Source organism: Chitiniphilus purpureus (assembly GCF_025642115.1).
Lineage (GTDB): Bacteria > Pseudomonadota > Gammaproteobacteria > Burkholderiales > Chitinibacteraceae > Chitiniphilus > Chitiniphilus purpureus.
In genome coordinates this window covers 1,988,455-2,005,149 of sequence record NZ_CP106753.1, presented here as the reverse complement: position 1 = coordinate 2,005,149, position 16,695 = coordinate 1,988,455, and the positions used below count along the sequence as shown (strand labels likewise).

Genomic DNA, 16,695 nt, shown 5'->3' with positions numbered 1-16,695 from the left:
ATCGGCGGCAAACCAGCACCTACGCTCACCTATACGATTCAATGCCGCACTGCCCAAGTAAAAACCGACCAAGACCAGCGGGACACAAATACCGGTGGGTGGCATGCTGCCGCGCATGCCACCCACCTGGATCATGGACGAGGTATCACCGGCATCCGGGCAAGCCCGATGCTGTATATGCCGCAGCGCGTCATACCGCAGCCGCTGCGGCGGCAGCCCGGGACGGGCTTGCCGCGTCCGGGGCCGTCAGTGATGGTGCAGCCGGGTGTGTGCCCGCATCCATGCGGCGCGCGCCGCTTCGCGCGCCTGCGGCCATGTCAATGTGGTGGTGCCATGCTGGCGCGCGTATTCCTCGCTGAGCTGGGCCTCGACCTCATCGAAGCTTTGATCCGGGTAGCGCAACCGGCCCAGATAGCCGACGCGCAATGCGCCGGCATAGTCCTCGTAGGTGTGCCCTTGCTGGTAATACGGTTCGTCGCGTACGTGCTCACGCCAGTAGTCGTCTTCCTTGTCCGCCTCGAACTGCTCGGCAATGGCCTGACCGGCAAAAGCGCCGGCCACGGCACCGACCACAGCGCCGGCAATGGTGCCCACCGGGCCTGCGGCAGTGCCGATGGATGCACCAGCAGCGATCGAAGTCCCTATCCCCAACGCACTGCCCGCCGCGGTACCGACCGCGATGCCGGCCTTGTGCAACTTGGGATCTTCGCTGACGAGTGCTTTGGGATCGGTGTGGTTGTGTCGGAATGCCATGATGCTCCTCCTTGCACTGCAGGGTATGGCCTTACCCTAGCCGCGTACGCCGTGCATGGCTGTAGGAGGATGGCGCGGCACCGTGCAAGACGAGGGCGACGCGGCATGGCACCGTAGTGGGCGTTGCATGCCGGTGCTATGTATGACAACCGGACCCACGGCACGCAGGACTGGCAATGATCGCAATGCGACGGCCTCACGCAAGCTGCCAGCCTGACGCAGGGCAGTCACGCATGCTTGCCGTGCACGGCCGGTACCCCGATCAGCGCCCTGCTGCGCTACGGTATGCAGGAGTATGCCAGGCCTACTGACCGTGGCGCTTTTCCACCTTGCATTCATAGGAAAGGATGACCCGGCCAGTGTCATCCACGCTTTCGAGCTTGACGCTGAACCCCCACAGGCGGGCAACGTGCTTGAGCACCTCGTGCACGCTGTTGGCCAACGGCCGGCGCTGGTATTGATAGTGGCGCAGCGTCAGCGCCCGGTCCGAGCGGGTGTTGACCTCGTACACCTGGATATTGGGTTCGCGCGCGGCGATGTTGTATTGCTCAGCCAGCCGGCGGCGGATGTCCGCATAACCGCTCTCGTCATGGATCGCCGAGACCTTGAGCCGCGGCTGCTGATCGTCGTCCAGGATCGAGAACAGGTGGAAATCGCGGATCAGCTTGGGTGACAGGTACTGCGCGATGAAGCTTTCGTCCTTGAAGTTGCGCATCGCGAAATCGAGTGCCTGCCGCCAATCGGTGTCCACCAGCTGCGGAAACCAGTGCCGGTCCTCTTCGGTGGGTTCGGTGCAGATGCGCTGGATGTCCTTGTACATGGCAAACCCAAGTGCATACGGGTTGATCCCGTTGAAGTAGGGGCTGTCCACGCCCGGCTGCGTCACCACATTGGTATGGCTGTGCAGGAGCTCGAACATCGCGGCATCGGAAAGCAGCCCCTCGTCGTACAGCCGGTTCATCAGTGTGTAGTGCCAGAACGTGGCCCAGCCTTCGTTCATCACCTGCGTCTGACGCTGCGGGTAGAAATACTGCGCGATCTTGCGCACGATGCGCACCAGCTCGCGCTGCCACGGCTCAAGCAGCGGTGCGAACTTCTCGATGAAATACAGCAGGTTTTCCTGCGGCTCGGCTGGAAAGCGCTGCGGCTCCTGCGCCGCCTCGCGCTCCTCCAGCATGCGCGGAATGGTGCGCCACAGGGTGTTGACCTGCCCTTGCAGATAGGCTTCGCGCTCGGCCTGACGCGCCCGCTCCTGCGCCAGCGACAGCTTCTGCGGCCGCTTGTAGCGATCAACGCCGTAGTTCATCAATGCATGGCAGGAATCGAGCAGCTCCTCCACCTGCTCCTCACCGTACCGCGCCTCGCACTGGGCGATATAGTGCTTGGCGAACACCAGGTAGTCGATGATGGCGTCCGCCTCGGTCCAGGTGCGGAACAGATAGTTGCCCTTGAAGAAGCTGTTATGGCCGAACGCAGCGTGCGCGATCACCAGCGCCTGCATCGTCATGGTGTTTTCTTCCATGAGATAGGCGATGCAAGGGTTGGAATTGATCACGATCTCATACGCAAGCCCCATCGCGCCGCGCTGGTAGTTCTTCTGCGTGGCCAGAAAATGCTTGCCATAGCTCCAGTGGTGGTACATCACCGGCATGCCCACCGAGGCATAGGCATCCATCATCTGCTCGGCCGAGATGATCTCCAGCTGGTTGGGATAGGTATCCAGCCCAAAATCGGCGGCCACGCGCGCGATCTCGTCGTAATAGCGCTGGATCAGCTCGAAGGTCCACTCCGACCCGGTCGAGAGCGGCGTGCTTGTAGCCGGGCGTTCATCGGTATGGGCAAGGGAAGTCATGGTCGGGCTCCGGCTAGCGCCTGTCGTCGAGGGTTACACGGTGGCTTCCGGCACCGTCCGGGACGGGCTGCATGACACCGCAGGCATTGCGGCACGGGGGCTGCGAGCAGCTGCTGATCCCATCCCGGGCCCGGACGGTCCCGGATTGGTTGGGCTGGGCCGAAAAACAGTCATCCATTGCATTGCACTCCTTCGCCACAACCCGTGATTGGCTGCGCCGCATGGCGTGGGGCTCAGGCCCTTCGGCCCGGCGCAGCCGCAAAACAGCCGGTGGCAGATACTAGGCGGCGCTGCGTTCGCCAATGCCGACCTTCTTGAACAGATCGCGGAACACCGGCCAGATCTCGCCCGCGCCGCTGATCCGGCGCATCGCGAAATGCGCGTGCCGGGCAGCCACCTGCTGATACTCGAACCACAGGTTCTGCGGCTCGCCCTCGGTGATCTCGACATAGGCGTAGTACTGCAGCAGCGGCAGGATGTCGTTGATCAGCAGATCGCGACACTGCGGCGAATCGGAATCCCAGTTGTCGCCATCCGAGGCCTGGGCGACGTAGATGTTCCAGTCGCTGGTGGGATAGCGCTCGGCGATGATCTTCTTGACAAGCCGCAGTGCCGAGGACACCACCGTGCCGCCCGTATCGCGCGCATGGAAGAATTCGTCCTCGTTCACTTCGAACGCCTGGGTGTGGTGGCGCACGAACACCACTTCGATCTTCTCGTAGGCCCGCTCGAGGAACAGATACAGCAGGATGAAGAAGCGCTTGGCGATCTCCTTCTTCTGCTCGTCCATCGATCCGGAAACATCCATCACGCAGAACATCACCGCCTGCGTGGTGGGGTTGGGTACCCGGATGCGGTTGCTGTAGCGCAGATCGAATGGATCGATCCACGGGATACGCGCCAGCCGCGCCTTGTGCTCATGGATCTGCGCGCGCAGCGCAGTCACTTCGGCATCATGCTCGTCACGGGTTTCCAGCAGCTCATCGAGCTGCTCCTGCGCCGCGTTCAACTCGTCCAGCGGGGTGGCGGACAGCGCGATACGCCGCCCCAGTGCGCCGCGCAGGCTGCGCAGCACATGGATGTTGGTCGGGGTGCCATCGCTGGTGTAGCCCGCGCGGACCGGCTTGAAGGCCGTGCTCTGCTGCAGCTGCGTCTTCACCAGATTGGGCAGCTCCAGATCGTCGAAGAAGAAATTGAGGAACTCCTCCCGCGAGAGCTCGAATACGAAGTCGTCCTGCCCTTCCCCGCCGTCGCCCGCGCCGCCGCTGGCACCGCCCCCACCCTGCGGCCGATCGAACTCATCACCGCGGACATATTCCTTGTTGCCAGGGAACACGCGTTCCCACACCCCACCCTGGGCATGTCCGAACGTAGGCTCGTTGATGTCCTTGACCGGGATCGAGACCTTTTCCCCACGCTCGATGTCGGTGATCGAGCGATCCTTAACCGCACGCGTCACCGCCTCCTTGATCTGCCCCTTGAAGCGCCTGAGGAAGCGCTCGCGGTTCACCGCCGATTTGTTCTTGCCGTTCAAGCGCCGGTCTATCAGATGGAACATGGTGTACCTCGTGGAATGTGGCTCCCTGGCAAGCGGCGCGCCCGGCACGGCGCAGCCGGCCATGCGCACCGTCGGCTCACGCCGTCACGATGACTTGCGCACCCGCAGATACCATTCGCACAGCAGCCGGACCTGCTTGGCCGTGTAGCCCTTGCTCACCATGCGGTTGACGAAGTCCTCGTGCTTTTTCTGTTCCTCGGCACTGCCCTTGGCATTGAACGAGATCACCGGCAGCAACTCCTCGGTGTTGGAGAACATCTTCTTCTCGATCACGGTGCGCAGCTTCTCGTAACTCGTCCACGCCGGGTTCTTGCCATTGTTGTTGGCCCGCGCCCGCAGGACGAAGTTGACGATCTCGTTGCGGAAATCCTTGGGGTTGGAGATGCCGGCCGGTTTCTCGATCTTCTCCAGCTCGTTGTTGAGCGAATTGCGGTCGAACGACTCGCCGGTGTCCGGATCGCGGTATTCCTGGTCCTGGATCCAGTAATCGGCGAAGGTCACATAGCGGTCGAAGATGTTCTGCCCGTATTCCGAATAGCTTTCGAGGTACGCGGTCTGGATCTCCTTGCCGATGAACTCGACGTACTTCGGCGCGAGATACTCCTTGAGGTAGCTGATGTAGCGCTGCTCGGTCTCCTGCGGGAACTGCTCGCGCTCGATGCTCTGTTCGAGCACGTACAGCAGATGCACCGGGTTGGCGGCCACTTCCTGGTGATCGAAATTGAACACCTTGGAGAGGATCTTGAACGCAAAACGGGTGGACAGCCCGGTCATGCCCTCGTCCACGCCGGCGAAGTCCCGGTACTCCTGGATCGACTTGGCCTTGGGGTCCACGTCCTTGAGATTCTCGCCGTCGTAAACCTGCATCTTGGAATAGACGCTCGAATTCTCCGGCTCCTTCAACCGCGACAGGATCGAGAACTGCGCCATCATCTTCAGCGTGCCCGGCGCGCACGGCGCCTCGGCCAGCGACGAATTGCGCACCAGCTTGTCGTAGATGCGGATCTCCTCGGACGCACGCAGGCAGTACGGCACCTTGACGATGTAGATCCGGTCGAGGAACGCCTCGTTGTTGCGGTTGTTACGGAACTGCTTCCACTCCGACTCATTCGAGTGCGCCAGGATCACCCCCTCGAATGGAATGGCGCCAAAGCCCTCGGTGCCCTTGAAGTTGCCTTCCTGCGTAGCGGTCAAGAGCGGATGCAGCACCTTGATCGGCGCCTTGAACATCTCGACGAATTCCAGGAGGCCCTGGTTCGCCAGGCACAGGCCGCCCGAATAGCTGTAAGCATCCGGGTCGTCCTGCGCGTACTTTTCAAGCTTGCGGATGTCGACCTTGCCGACCAGCGACGAGATGTCCTGGTTGTTCTCGTCGCCCGGCTCGGTCTTGGCGACGGCGATCTGGCGCAGCACCGAGGGATAACGCTTCACCACGCGGAACTGGTTGATGTCGCCACCGTATTCATGCAGCCGCTTCACCGCCCACGGGCTTGGAATGATGCGCAGGTAGCGACGCGGAATGCCGTATTCCTCTTCCAGGATCGCCCCGTCCTCTTCGTAGCTGAACAGACCAAGCGGCGACTCGTGGACCGGGCTGCCCTTGAGGCAGTAGAACGGCACACGCTCCATCAGCTCCTTGAGCTTCTCGGCGATCGAGCTCTTGCCCCCGCCGACCGGGCCCAGCAGGTAAAGGATCTGCTTCTTCTCCTCCAGCCCCTGCGCGGCGTGGCGGAAATAGGAGACGACCTGTTCGATCACCTCCTCCGTGCCGTAGAACTCGCGGAATGCCGGGTAGACCCGGATCATCTTGTTCTGGAACACCCGGCTCAGGCGAGAGTCGAGCCGGGTGTCCACAAGCTCGGGCTCGCCGATCGCCATCAGCATGCGTTCCGCGGCCGAGGCATATGCCGCCGGTTCACGCTTGCACAGCTCGAGGTATTCCTTGAGGGACAGCTCTTCCTCACGGGTACGGTCATAACGCGAGGAAAAGTGATTGAAGATATCCATGGGGTTACCTCCAGCAGCGGATGACGGGCGGGTTTGCTCAATTAGGCAAACTTGCTAGGGAAAGTTCTGGTCCGGGCGGACAGTTACGTTATAGACGCCACCGGGCTGTCGCGAGAGGCACCGGCAGGCGAAATCGCCCATCCGCCCTGCCGCCGGATGCCATGACGGAGCAATAAACCGATTGGAATCAGGCTACTTGGCCAGCACTGGGAGCGGGCCATCCGTACCAGGAAAATTGACGTTCAATCCTGGGCGGCCTGTTGCGGCGAATGCACAGTCACCTGGTTGCGGCCGGTATGCTTGGAGTGGTATAGCGCCTCGTCGGCAGCGTGGGTCACGGCCTGCGGCGTGCCAAGCTCGGGGCTGAAGCACGCGACGCCGAGGCTGGCGGTCACGGGGATGGTGCCCTCGCCCGAGGCCACCGGCTCGGCGGCGATCGCCGCCCGTATGCGTTCGGCCACAACGCGCGCGCCGTGCTGGTCGGTCTGCGGCAGGATCAGGATGAACTCCTCGCCGCCATAGCGCCCGAAAACATCCGGCTCGCGCAGCACCACCTGCACCCGGCGCGCCACCTCGCGCAGCACCTCGTCCCCGGCCAGATGGCCATAGGTGTCGTTCACCTGCTTGAAGTGATCCAGGTCGAACAGCACCACGCTGAAGGGCTCAGCCTGGTAACGCTGGATACGCTGGATCTCGTCCGACAACCGGGCATCGGTGTAGCGGCGATTGAACACACCGGTCAGGCCGTCGCGGTTGGAGTTCTCTTCAAGGCGCTGCATCGCCGACTGCAGCATGGTCTGGTAGATCGCGCTGTCAGTGGCATCGATCAGCGTGACCGCCACCGCCTGCACCTCGCCGGCATCGTCCCTGACCGGCATGAAGGTGAAGTTCTGCCGCATGAAGTCGATGCCGCCAGTGATCGGCCGGTTGTGCTGGAAGCGGAACAGGTAGGGGCGCTGCTCCCACGAGGTGAACGCAAAGTTCTTGAGCACGAAAACACTGTCGACCTTCTTGGACAGCCATTTCTGCGGCAGCTCGGGAAAGAGTTCAAACAAGGGCTGGCCGAGCGCGTCCTCGCTCTTCACCCCGCTGTGATGGGCCATGAAGCGGTTCCACAGCCGCACCCGATACTGTGGATCGAGAACAAACACGCCGACGTTGAGCTCCTTGACGATGAAATCACAGAGCGATTCCATCGTCAGAAGCTTTCCATGAAGCTATCCAAGGCTGCCTTGAGCGTGAGGATGGATTCCTCGGGCATCAACGTCAGCAGGTGGCAGGTGAAATCGCGGATTTCCAGCGTGAAGTGCACTTCGACCAGCAGCGCGTAATTCCAGGTCAGCTGCTGCGGATTGATCAGACGTCCGACCTCGACGTTCTCGGCCATGATGGTGGGTGCGGAGAAGCTGAGCCTTGCCTGCAGCAATTCGGCGATCCCATTGAGGCAGGCCCCGACCAGCACATTGCCGACATCCAGCAGCAGTTCACGCTCGCTGTCGCGGTCTATGGTCTCCTCGTATCCCATCAGGTCGGCCAGATCGCGGCAGCCGCCCTGGTCATAGACCACCATCGCCTCACCGCGCAGTGTTCCGCTGAACGCCTGCCTGACCGCCGTCACCGACTGTGGGGTGCCGACCAGTTGCACGATGCTGGCCGCAATGCCTGATGATTCGGTGATATTGATGCGCGGTACCGAGAGCTGCACGAACGCTTCGAGGATCTGGGCAAGCTGGGCGCCAGCCTGACCCATCGCGATGTTGGTAACCTCCTGCAACGCATCGCGTTGATCAGGGCTGAGCAGCAGAGTGTCGTTCATCGCAGTTCCCGGGTCAGAGGACAACGCCGTATTCGCGCAGTATGGACTCGATCTGCGCCGGGTCCACCGGTTTCTTGATGAAGGCGATCGCCCCAAGCTGACGGACCCGCTCGCGCGCCAGGGGCTGGATATCGGCCGAAACGACCACGACAAAGCTGTTGAGCCCTTCCTTTTGCAAGGTCTCCAGCACGCCATACCCATCCAATTCGGGCATGGTCAGATCCAGGAACATCACGGCGGCCTTGCCAGCCCGATAGGCAGCGAGGGCTTCGACGCCGTTGCCGGCCTGGGTGATCTCCACATCCCAGCTGGGAGGCAGCGCCTTGATGAGCATCTTGCGGGCCATGACGGAATCGTCGACGACCAGGATCGGCGTGGGCATCAGCCATTTCTCCCAGGATTCTATGGGTTCTTGTGCGTAAGCAAACTGAGGCTCGGTAGTCTAGACGATATGACCGGATTTGAGGATAGCATAGCCGACGAAAGCGAAACGGCTACAGCTGGAAAGCAAGCCGCGCACAGCCGGTCGCGACCAGGCCCAAGCCCAGGATACGCCTGAGCCAGACCTGGGCCAGCGCGCGCCGCAAGGATTCTGCCGCAATGCCCATCGCAAGCAGATTGGGCAAGGTCCCCAGACCAAAGGCCAGCATCATCGCCGCGCCCATTTCTGTCGAAGAACTTGCCATTGAAGACAGACTTGCCGAGTAGACCAGGCCGCAGGGCAGCCATCCCCACAACGCCCCGACCACCAGTGTGTGCCAGCCACGGCGGATCGGCAGCCATCGCCTCAACCAGGGCTGGATGCGGCGCCAGATCGGCACCCCCAGCTTTTCCAACCGGGTGAACCAGCCTGCCCAGCCGGCGATGTAGAGCCCCATCGCCACAAGCAGCAGGTCGGCCAGGATGGCAAGCACAGTCTTGATCGGATCGAGCGCGAGCAGCCCTGGCAGGCTGCCGAGCGTGCCGGCGATGGCGCCGATCAACGCATACCCAGCCAATCGGCCGGCATTGAAACCCAGCAGGTAAGGCCACCGGGGGCCCGGCGGCAATTGCAGGGTGAATGCCGTGACCACGCCGCCGCACATCCCTAGGCAATGCCCGCCGCCGACCAGTCCGGCAACGAACAGTGCAAGCAGACCGGCGTCAGGCATGTGGGGAAAGACGGAGCAGAACGGGCATCAGATCAGGCGGGAATAGCCGTTCGGCCGCGGCGCGGCCTTCAGGTAACAATCAAACACCATTGCAATGGCACGGACCAGCATGCGCCCGCGGGCGGTGACTTCAAGGCCGTCGCTGGTGAACTGGAGCAGGCCGTCGGCAGCAAATGCCGCCAGCCGGCTCAATTCTTCCGCGAAGTATGTGGGGAAATCAATCATGTAGCTGATTTCCAACGGCGCATACGACAGACGGAACTGGCACATCAGGGTCTGGATCACCGTGCGACGTATCAGATCGTCGCGGTTCATGACAAGACCCCGCGTCGTCGGCAGGCGCCCCTGGGCAAGCGCGCCGTAATAGGCGTCCAGCGTTTTGGCGTTCTGGGCGTAGACAGGGCCGACAAGGCCGATGGCCGAGACACCGAACCCCAGCAGGTCACTGTCGGCGTAGGTGGAATAGCCCTGGAAATTACGATGCAGCCGGCCCCGCCGCTGCGCCACGGCAAGATCGTCCTCCGGCAGGGCAAAGTGATCCATGCCGATATAGAGATAGCCCGCCTCCTGCAAAGCCTGGATGCTGTCGCCCAGGATATCGAGCTTGACCGACGCAGCGGGCAGACTGGCTTCGTCGATGCGCCGCTGCGGCGCAAACCGCTGCGGCAGATGGGCATAGTTGTACAGCGCGATCCGATCGGGCCGCAGCGCGACGATGCGCTCGATGGTACGGTGCACACTGGCCTGCGACTGCAGCGGCAGGCCATAGATCAGGTCCACGCTCACGGAGGCGAAACCTGCCGCCCGCGCTTCATCGATCACCGCCCGCGTCTGCTCCTCGCTCTGCACCCGGTTGACAGCCAGTTGCACCTGCGGATCGAAGTCCTGCACGCCGACGCTCATCCGATTGAAGCCCAATCCGGCCAAGGCCCTGATGCTGGCACTGCTCACCTTGCGCGGATCGATCTCGATCGAATATTCACCTCCATCCTGCAACTCGAAGTATCGATGCACATATGCCAGCAGGTCGCCCAACTGGCCGTCGCTGAAGAAGGTCGGCGTACCGCCGCCCAGATGCAGCTGCCAGACCTTGCCACGCTGTTTGAGCAGGCTGGCGGCCAGCGCGATTTCCTGCTTGAGGTAAGACAGATATTCGGTCGTCCTGCCGCGATCTTTGGTAATGACTTTATTGCAGGCGCAGTAGTAGCAGATCGTGTCGCAAAACGGCAGATGGAAATATAATGAAAGCGGTTTGGCAGCCGAGCCCGGTTGCCTTTCCTCGATCGCGGCGTTGTAGCGCTGTGCATCGAAGTCGGCGAAGCGGTCCGCCGTGGGATAGGACGTATAACGAGGGCCGTGGCCGTCGTAGCGTTCGATCAGCCCGCGATCGAAAACCGCCCGCTGCAGATCGGTGTAGGACTCCATGGCATTTCTACTTCCAGTGGTTCATAGAAGAATGCCAAGCTTGCCTGTGTCCCAGGCGTGGGTTGTTGATTGAAGTCAAGGCATATCGGGCCGGCCTGCTGCATACCGCCAAAGGCCCATAATCTCGTTCCCGAGCGCCCATGAGCATATCCCCCTCCATTCCCGTCCGTGAAGTCGGCCTCAAGCACCTGCGCCAGGCCTGTTCCAACTGCAGTCTGCGCGAACTGTGCCTGCCTCTGGGCCTGTCTGCCGAGGAGATGCGGCAGGTGGACGCACTGGTCTCCCAGGGCAGGCCGATCAAACGGGGTGAAGCGCTGTACCGCGCCGGTGAACCGTTCCATGCGCTGTATGCCGTCCGGCTCGGTTTTTTCAAGACCAGCGTGGTGTCGGAGGATGGACGCGAGCAGGTGACGGGATTTCATATGACCGGTGATCTAATCGGCATGGATGCCATCAGCAGCGATCGCCACACCTGCGACGCCATCGCATTGGAGGACAGCGAGGTATGCGAGCTGCCGTTCACCGAGATGGAGACGCTGGCCCGCAAGATCCCGTCGTTGCAGCACCATTTCTACAAGATGATGAGCCGGGAGATCGTGCGCGATCATGGTGTGATGCTGCTGCTGGGCAATATGAAGGCCGAGGAACGCATCGCCGCCTTCCTGCTGAACCTCTCGCAGCGCTTTGCATTGCGCGGCTACGCCTCTTCGAGCTTTCACCTGCGCATGACGCGCGAAGAGATCGGCAGCTATCTGGGGCTCAAGCTCGAAACCGTGAGCCGCACCCTGTCCAAGTTCCAGGAACAGGGACACATCAAGGTGCAGAACCGGCTGATCGAGCTGCTCGATCCCAACGCGCTCAAGCATCTGGTCAGCAACTGCCCGGATTGACCCGCCGTGCCCGGCCCTACCCTGCTCGTCGCCCCGGCAGATCTGCTTTCCCGGCTGGCTGAACGGCTCGACAGGATGGGCCTTGCACCCGACGTGGCGGCCTCCACCATCCCGGATGCATTGCCCGACGGTGCGCTGGTACTGGCGGTGGCACTGAACGCGCACGAGCTGGACCGTCTCGGCGGGTTCGGCACGGGCAGTGGCGTTGATCTCATCGACATCGCCCTGCTCGCGGATCACGCAGCAGCGGTCGAGCACGGCTGGATGCTGGCGGTCGGCGCCAACGCGCCCAGCGTCGCGCGCGCGCGCCATTGGCTCGATGCATTGGCCCCCGCGCCCGGCGGTTGGCTCTGCGCAGGCGGATTGGGCGCAGGCGTCTTTCTTGCGCAGTTGGCACGATACTGGTCGCTGCTGCACCACGATGTGCTTGCCTGGCTGGCCGAGCGGGGCCCGTGCGGGACCGCCAGTTTCGATCTGGCAAGCTGGCAGGTCGAGGCCAGCCGCCAATGGCCGGCACTGCATGGGGCGGCACGCGACTATCTGGCAGGTGCGGCAACCCAGCCTGCTGGGACAGAAGGCATCGCAGTTACCCTGGCGCGCATCATTGTGCAGAACAGCGCCGAAACGGCTGCGCAGCAGTAGATGCCCAGTGTCGGGGCGCAAAAAAGGGCGGCCTTGCAGCCGCCCGTAAGTGGGACTTGACCTAAATCCGGGGAACCGGGATCAGACGGCGGCCACTGCCTGCCGGCGCGCAACAAACTGCGCGGTCTGCTCCGCGCCTTCCACAGCAGCCTGGGCGAATTCGGCAGCCAGCTTCTGCGTGGTGCGGGTGACGGTGTCATAGGCGGTCGCCGTCGTCTCGACGGCATTGCGCAGGACGCTGACTGCGGCACCAGCGCCTGCCGGCGCAACATCGACCGCCTTGTCCAGCGAACTGATCAGATTCTTGTTGAAGCTGAGCACCTGCTCTTCCACCAGCTTGGAAAATTCATGCTGGGTGGCGCTGGCAGTGTCGAACACCGAACGGGCCACTTCGAGGGTCTTGTCGACCGCGGGCTGGGCCAGCTGACGCTGCAGTGCGATCAGGCCCTGCACATCCTTGACTTCGGAGAGCGATTTGGAGGTCTGCGCCTGGCTGGCAAGCCAGTCGCGGGCGAAGCCCAGCTGCAGCGTCATCAGACGCTCGACGCCGCTGATGGCGATCTGCGAGAAGCGCAGCGATTTTTCCAGGCTGGCCTGGTTGGCTTCGGCCAGTTGGTTTGCATTGAACATCATCTTGGTTTCCCCTGGGAAATTGTGCGTTGCAACAGAGGCGGATTGTTCTAATGCCCCTCCTTCCTGTCAAGCCATTTTTTTTGCAACGCAACAAAAGATGATGGACGGTAGCACAAACAAAACGGGCGGCCTCACGCCACCCGTTATTGTCATTTGCCGTGCCGGTGCACGAGCCGTCACGCCTTCACATCGACGTTCTGGCCCAGGTTGGGTGGATTGCTATAGGTCTGCGGCTCAGGCAGGGCCTGCAACAGGCTGGCAATATTCTGCTGCTGGATATCCAGCGACTTTCTGAGCACGGTATTGGCAACCGTGGCATCCGTGCCGGCTGGCGCGGTGCTGGCTGCGTTGACCAGTGAAATCTCCATGATCAGCAACTCCTGATGGACAAGCCCACCATACGCCCGCCTCTGGGCGTTGGCAAGTCCGCGCCGTGCCGGACTCGACAGCAGGCCCGTGCAGGGGAGCCTGCGTGCTGCGGTAGAATGCGCGGATGAAATCCGCCGCCTTCATCCATCTCCGCCTTCATTCCGAGTTCTCCGTCGTCGACGGCATCGTGCGCATCGACGACGCAGTGGCACTGGCCCGCCAGTTGGGCCAGCCGGCGCTGGGGCTCTCGGACCTGATGAACCTCTTTGGCATGGTCAAGCACTACAAGGCCTGCCGTGCCGCGGGCATCAAACCCGTCATCGGCCTGGATGCCTGGGTCGAGAACGGGGACGATCGCGACAAACCGTTCCGCGTGCTGCTGCTGGCCAGGAACCGCGCGGGCTACGGCCGTCTGTGCGAGCTGTTGACCGAAGCGTACCTGCACAACCAGTACCGCGATCGCGCAGAACTCAGGAAAGCGTGGATCGCTGCAAAATCCAACGAAGATCTGATCTGCCTGTCCGGCGCCCACCTTGGCGAAGTCGGCCAGGCGCTGCTCAACGGCAGCTACGAAACCGCCACGGCCGCCGCGCACTGGTGGGCAGGGCAGTTTCCCGGCAATTTCTATCTGGAGCTGCAACGTACCGGTCGCGCCGAATGCGAGACGGTGGTGCAGGGGCAGCTTGACCTCGCGTCCGATCTCGATCTGCCGGTGGTCGCCACCCATCCGATCCAATTCATGGCACGCGACGACTTCAAGGCGCACGAGGCCCGGGTGTGCATCGCAGAAGGCTACGTGGTGGCCGACAAGCGCCGGCCGCGCCTGTTCACCGAGGAACAGTACTTCAAGACCCCGGACCAGATGGCCGAGTTGTTCGCCGATGTGCCCGAGGCACTGGCCAATTCGGTGCAGATTGCGCGCAGCTGCAATGTGCAGGTGCAGCTGGGCAAGAACTACCTGCCGGATTTTCCGACACCTGATGGGATGACGCTGGACGAATACCTGGCCCAGCAGGCCAGGGAGGGCCTGGAGGCGCGTCTGGCGCAGCTGTACCCGGATGCGGCCCGGCGCGATGCCGAGCGGCCACGCTATCTGGAGCGGCTCAAGTTCGAGACCGATACCATCATCCAGATGGGTTTCCCGGGTTACTTCCTGATCGTGGCCGACTTCATCGTCTGGGCCAAGCACAACGGCTGCCCAGTCGGGCCGGGCCGTGGTTCGGGCGCCGGCTCGTTGGTCGCCTATGCACTGGGCATCACCGATATCGATCCGACCGCCTACGCACTGCTGTTCGAACGCTTCCTGAACCCGGAGCGGGTGTCCATGCCCGACTTCGACATCGACTTCTGCCAGGACAACCGCTGGCGCGTGATCGAATACGTGCGTGAGAAGTACGGCGCGGAGGCGGTCAGCCAGATCGCCACCTTTGGCACGATGGCCGCCAAGGCGGTGGTGCGCGACGTGGGCCGGGTGCTTGATCTTTCCTATACCTTCTGCGACGGCCTCTCGAAGATGATTCCGGCCGCGCCGGGCAAGCAGTACAGCCTGGACGACGCGGTGGAGATGGTGCCGGAGCTTGCCGAGCGGGTCGAGAACGAGGACGAGGTCAGGGAGCTCTGGTCGCTCGCCAAAAAGCTCGAAGGCCTGACCCGCAACATCGGCATGCACGCCGGCGGCGTGCTGATCGCGCCGGGGCGCATCACCGATTTCTGCCCGGTCTATCAGGCAAGCGGCGCCGACGCCTCGCCCGTGTCGATGCTGGACAAGGACGACGTCGAGCAGATCGGCCTCGTCAAGTTCGACTTTCTGGGCCTGCGCAACCTCACCATCATCGAGCTCGCGCTGCAGTACATCCAACAGGAGACCGGCCGGTATCTGGAGCTGATGAGCCTGGGCTTCGAGGATCAGGCGGCCTACCAGGTGTTCCGCGACGCCAATACCACCGGGGTGTTCCAGGTGGAATCGGACGGCATGAAACGGCTGCTGGAAAAGCTGCAGCCCGACCGCTTCGAGGACATCATCGCGGTGCTCGCCCTCTATCGCCCGGGCCCGTTGGGCTCGGGCATGGTCGATACCTTCATCAACCGCAAGAAGGGCCTGGAAACACCAGACTATTTCCATCCGGACCTGGAAAAGTGTCTGGAGCCGACCTACGGCGTGATCGTGTATCAGGAACAAGTGATGCAGATCTCGCAGATCATCGGGGGCTACACGCTGGGCGGTGCCGACATGCTGCGCCGCGCCATGGGCAAGAAAAAGCCCGAGGAGATGGCCAAGCACCGCGAGATCATCAAGGAAGGCGCGGTCAAGAAAGGCTACGACCCCGCACTGGCCGAGCACCTGTTCGATCTGATGACCAAGTTCGCCGAGTACGGCTTCAACAAGTCGCACACCGCTGCCTACGCCGTCGTCAGCTACCACACCGCCTGGCTCAAGGCCCATCACACCGCCGCCTTCATGGCGGCGACCATGAGTTCGGAACTGGACAACACCGACCAGCTCAAGGTGTTCTACGACGACTGCGTCGAGAAGAACCGCCTCAAGATCCTGCCACCGGATGTGAACCAGGGCTTCTACCGCTTCGTGCCCGTGGGCAAGCGCGAGATCCGCTACGCGCTCGGCGCCATCAAAGGCGTGGGTGAAGGGGCGGTCGAGGTGATCGTCAGGGAACGCGAGGCGAACGGCCCGTACAAGGACCTGTACGATTTCTGCCGCCGTACCGACAAGAAGGAAGTGAACAAGCGCGTGATCGAGGCGTTGATCCGCGGCGGCGCGTTCGATGCGCTCGACGATCACCGCGCCCGGCTGATGGCCAACGTCGAACAGGCGATGCAGCTGGCCGAGACCGAGGCGGCCAATGCCAACCAGGGCTCGCTGTTCGATGTGTTCGAAGCCGCTGCCGCGCCGACAGTCGAAGTGATCCAGGTGCCGCGCTGGGATGACAAGGTCAAGCTTGCCGAAGAGAAGCTTGCCATCGGCTTTTACCTGTCCGGCCATCCGTTCGACGCGCACGCCCAGGGCCTGCGCAGTTTTCTCAAGACACGGCTCGATCGACTGGAGCCCAAGAAGGACCTGCAGTATCTGGCCGGCATCGTCTCGGGCATCCGGATCAAGAACGGCGAGCGCGGCCGCATGGCCTTCGTGCAACTGGACGACGGCAACGCGCGCATCGAGGTGTCGCTGTTCTCGGAAGTGTTCGAGGAGCATCGCACCAAGCTCAAGGACGACACACTGCTGGTGGTGCTTGGCAAAGTCAGCGAGGACCGCTTCAACGGCGGCATCCGCGTGATCGCCGATGCGGTGATGGACGTGGCCGAGGCACGCAGCCAGTTCGCCCGCGCACTGTCGATCTCGCTCAACGGCAACCCCGATGCGGCGCGCCTGCACAAGCTGCTGGAAAGCTATCGCGGCGGGCGCTGCCCGGTGGAGATCGACTACCGCACCAGCGGCGCACAATGCCAGCTACGGCTGTCGAACGACTGGCGGGTGACGCTGCACGAGGAGCTGCTGGCGGCACTCCGGCAAGGCTTTGGTGAGGCAAGCGTCGCGGTGCAGTTCTGAAACAAGCAGCCCGCCACAGACCAGCCGCAATGCTGCC

At 62.6% G+C, this 16,695-nt stretch carries 14 protein-coding genes; 3 read left to right on the top strand and 11 right to left on the bottom strand.

Annotation, left to right across the window (positions count from 1 at the left end):
* Positions 1-246: 246 nt before the first annotated feature.
* The 9 genes from N8I74_RS09340 to hemN all read right to left on the bottom strand — a co-directional run bounded on the left by N8I74_RS09340 (position 247) and on the right by hemN (position 10,562).
* The gene (locus N8I74_RS09340) at positions 247-753 is read right to left on the bottom strand and encodes a hypothetical protein (protein ID WP_263126621.1); all 507 of its coding nucleotides are present in this window, start codon (positions 751-753) and stop codon (positions 247-249) included.
* Positions 754-1,057: 304 nt separating this feature from the next.
* Positions 1,058-2,605, bottom strand: coding sequence for a SpoVR family protein (locus N8I74_RS09335; RefSeq protein WP_263126620.1), 1,548 nt, complete (start codon positions 2,603-2,605; stop codon positions 1,058-1,060).
* Between the two features lie 280 nt (positions 2,606-2,885).
* Positions 2,886-4,163 carry a YeaH/YhbH family protein gene (locus N8I74_RS09330; RefSeq protein ID WP_263126619.1) on the bottom strand — a complete coding sequence of 426 codons (1,278 nt, stop codon included), beginning with the start codon at positions 4,161-4,163 and terminating at the stop codon, positions 2,886-2,888.
* A gap of 84 nt (positions 4,164-4,247) precedes the next feature.
* Positions 4,248-6,170: a PrkA family serine protein kinase gene (locus tag N8I74_RS09325; RefSeq protein WP_263126618.1), complete on the bottom strand. Its 1,923-nt coding sequence runs from the start codon at positions 6,168-6,170 to the stop codon at positions 4,248-4,250.
* Between the two features lie 242 nt (positions 6,171-6,412).
* Positions 6,413-7,366, bottom strand: coding sequence for a GGDEF domain-containing protein (locus tag N8I74_RS09320; protein ID WP_263126617.1), 954 nt, complete (start codon positions 7,364-7,366; stop codon positions 6,413-6,415).
* A 2-nt stretch (positions 7,367-7,368) separates the two neighbouring features.
* Positions 7,369-7,986: a chemotaxis protein CheC gene (locus N8I74_RS09315; protein WP_263126616.1), complete on the bottom strand. Its 618-nt coding sequence runs from the start codon at positions 7,984-7,986 to the stop codon at positions 7,369-7,371.
* Between the two features lie 13 nt (positions 7,987-7,999).
* Positions 8,000-8,368, bottom strand: a complete 369-nt coding sequence (locus N8I74_RS09310; RefSeq protein ID WP_263126615.1) for a response regulator — start codon at positions 8,366-8,368, stop codon at positions 8,000-8,002.
* A gap of 112 nt (positions 8,369-8,480) precedes the next feature.
* Positions 8,481-9,137, bottom strand: a complete 657-nt coding sequence (locus N8I74_RS09305; protein ID WP_263126614.1) for a sulfite exporter TauE/SafE family protein — start codon at positions 9,135-9,137, stop codon at positions 8,481-8,483.
* Positions 9,138-9,164: 27 nt separating this feature from the next.
* A complete protein-coding gene (gene hemN / locus N8I74_RS09300; protein WP_263126613.1) occupies positions 9,165-10,562 on the bottom strand; it encodes an oxygen-independent coproporphyrinogen III oxidase in 1,398 nt (465 codons plus the stop codon).
* Positions 10,563-10,702: 140 nt separating this feature from the next.
* Here hemN and fnr point away from each other — a divergent pair, with 140 nt between their 5' ends.
* Both fnr and N8I74_RS09290 read left to right on the top strand, forming a co-directional pair.
* Positions 10,703-11,452 carry a fumarate/nitrate reduction transcriptional regulator Fnr gene (gene fnr / locus N8I74_RS09295; protein WP_263126612.1) on the top strand — a complete coding sequence of 250 codons (750 nt, stop codon included), beginning with the start codon at positions 10,703-10,705 and terminating at the stop codon, positions 11,450-11,452.
* A 6-nt stretch (positions 11,453-11,458) separates the two neighbouring features.
* Positions 11,459-12,094 (top strand): hypothetical protein, encoded by a 636-nt coding sequence (locus N8I74_RS09290; RefSeq protein WP_263126611.1) that lies wholly within the window; start codon positions 11,459-11,461, stop codon positions 12,092-12,094.
* 81 nt (positions 12,095-12,175) lie between these two features.
* Here N8I74_RS09290 and N8I74_RS09285 read toward each other — a convergent pair whose 3' ends face one another.
* Positions 12,176-12,727 (bottom strand): phasin family protein, encoded by a 552-nt coding sequence (locus N8I74_RS09285; protein WP_263126610.1) that lies wholly within the window; start codon positions 12,725-12,727, stop codon positions 12,176-12,178.
* A 176-nt stretch (positions 12,728-12,903) separates the two neighbouring features.
* Positions 12,904-13,095 (bottom strand): YjfB family protein, encoded by a 192-nt coding sequence (locus tag N8I74_RS09280; RefSeq protein WP_263126609.1) that lies wholly within the window; start codon positions 13,093-13,095, stop codon positions 12,904-12,906.
* A 125-nt stretch (positions 13,096-13,220) separates the two neighbouring features.
* Between N8I74_RS09280 and dnaE the strand changes: the two genes are divergently transcribed.
* On the top strand, positions 13,221-16,658 hold the full coding sequence (dnaE, locus tag N8I74_RS09275) for a DNA polymerase III subunit alpha (RefSeq protein WP_263126608.1): 3,438 nt from the start codon (positions 13,221-13,223) through the stop codon (positions 16,656-16,658).
* Positions 16,659-16,695 lie beyond the last annotated feature (37 nt).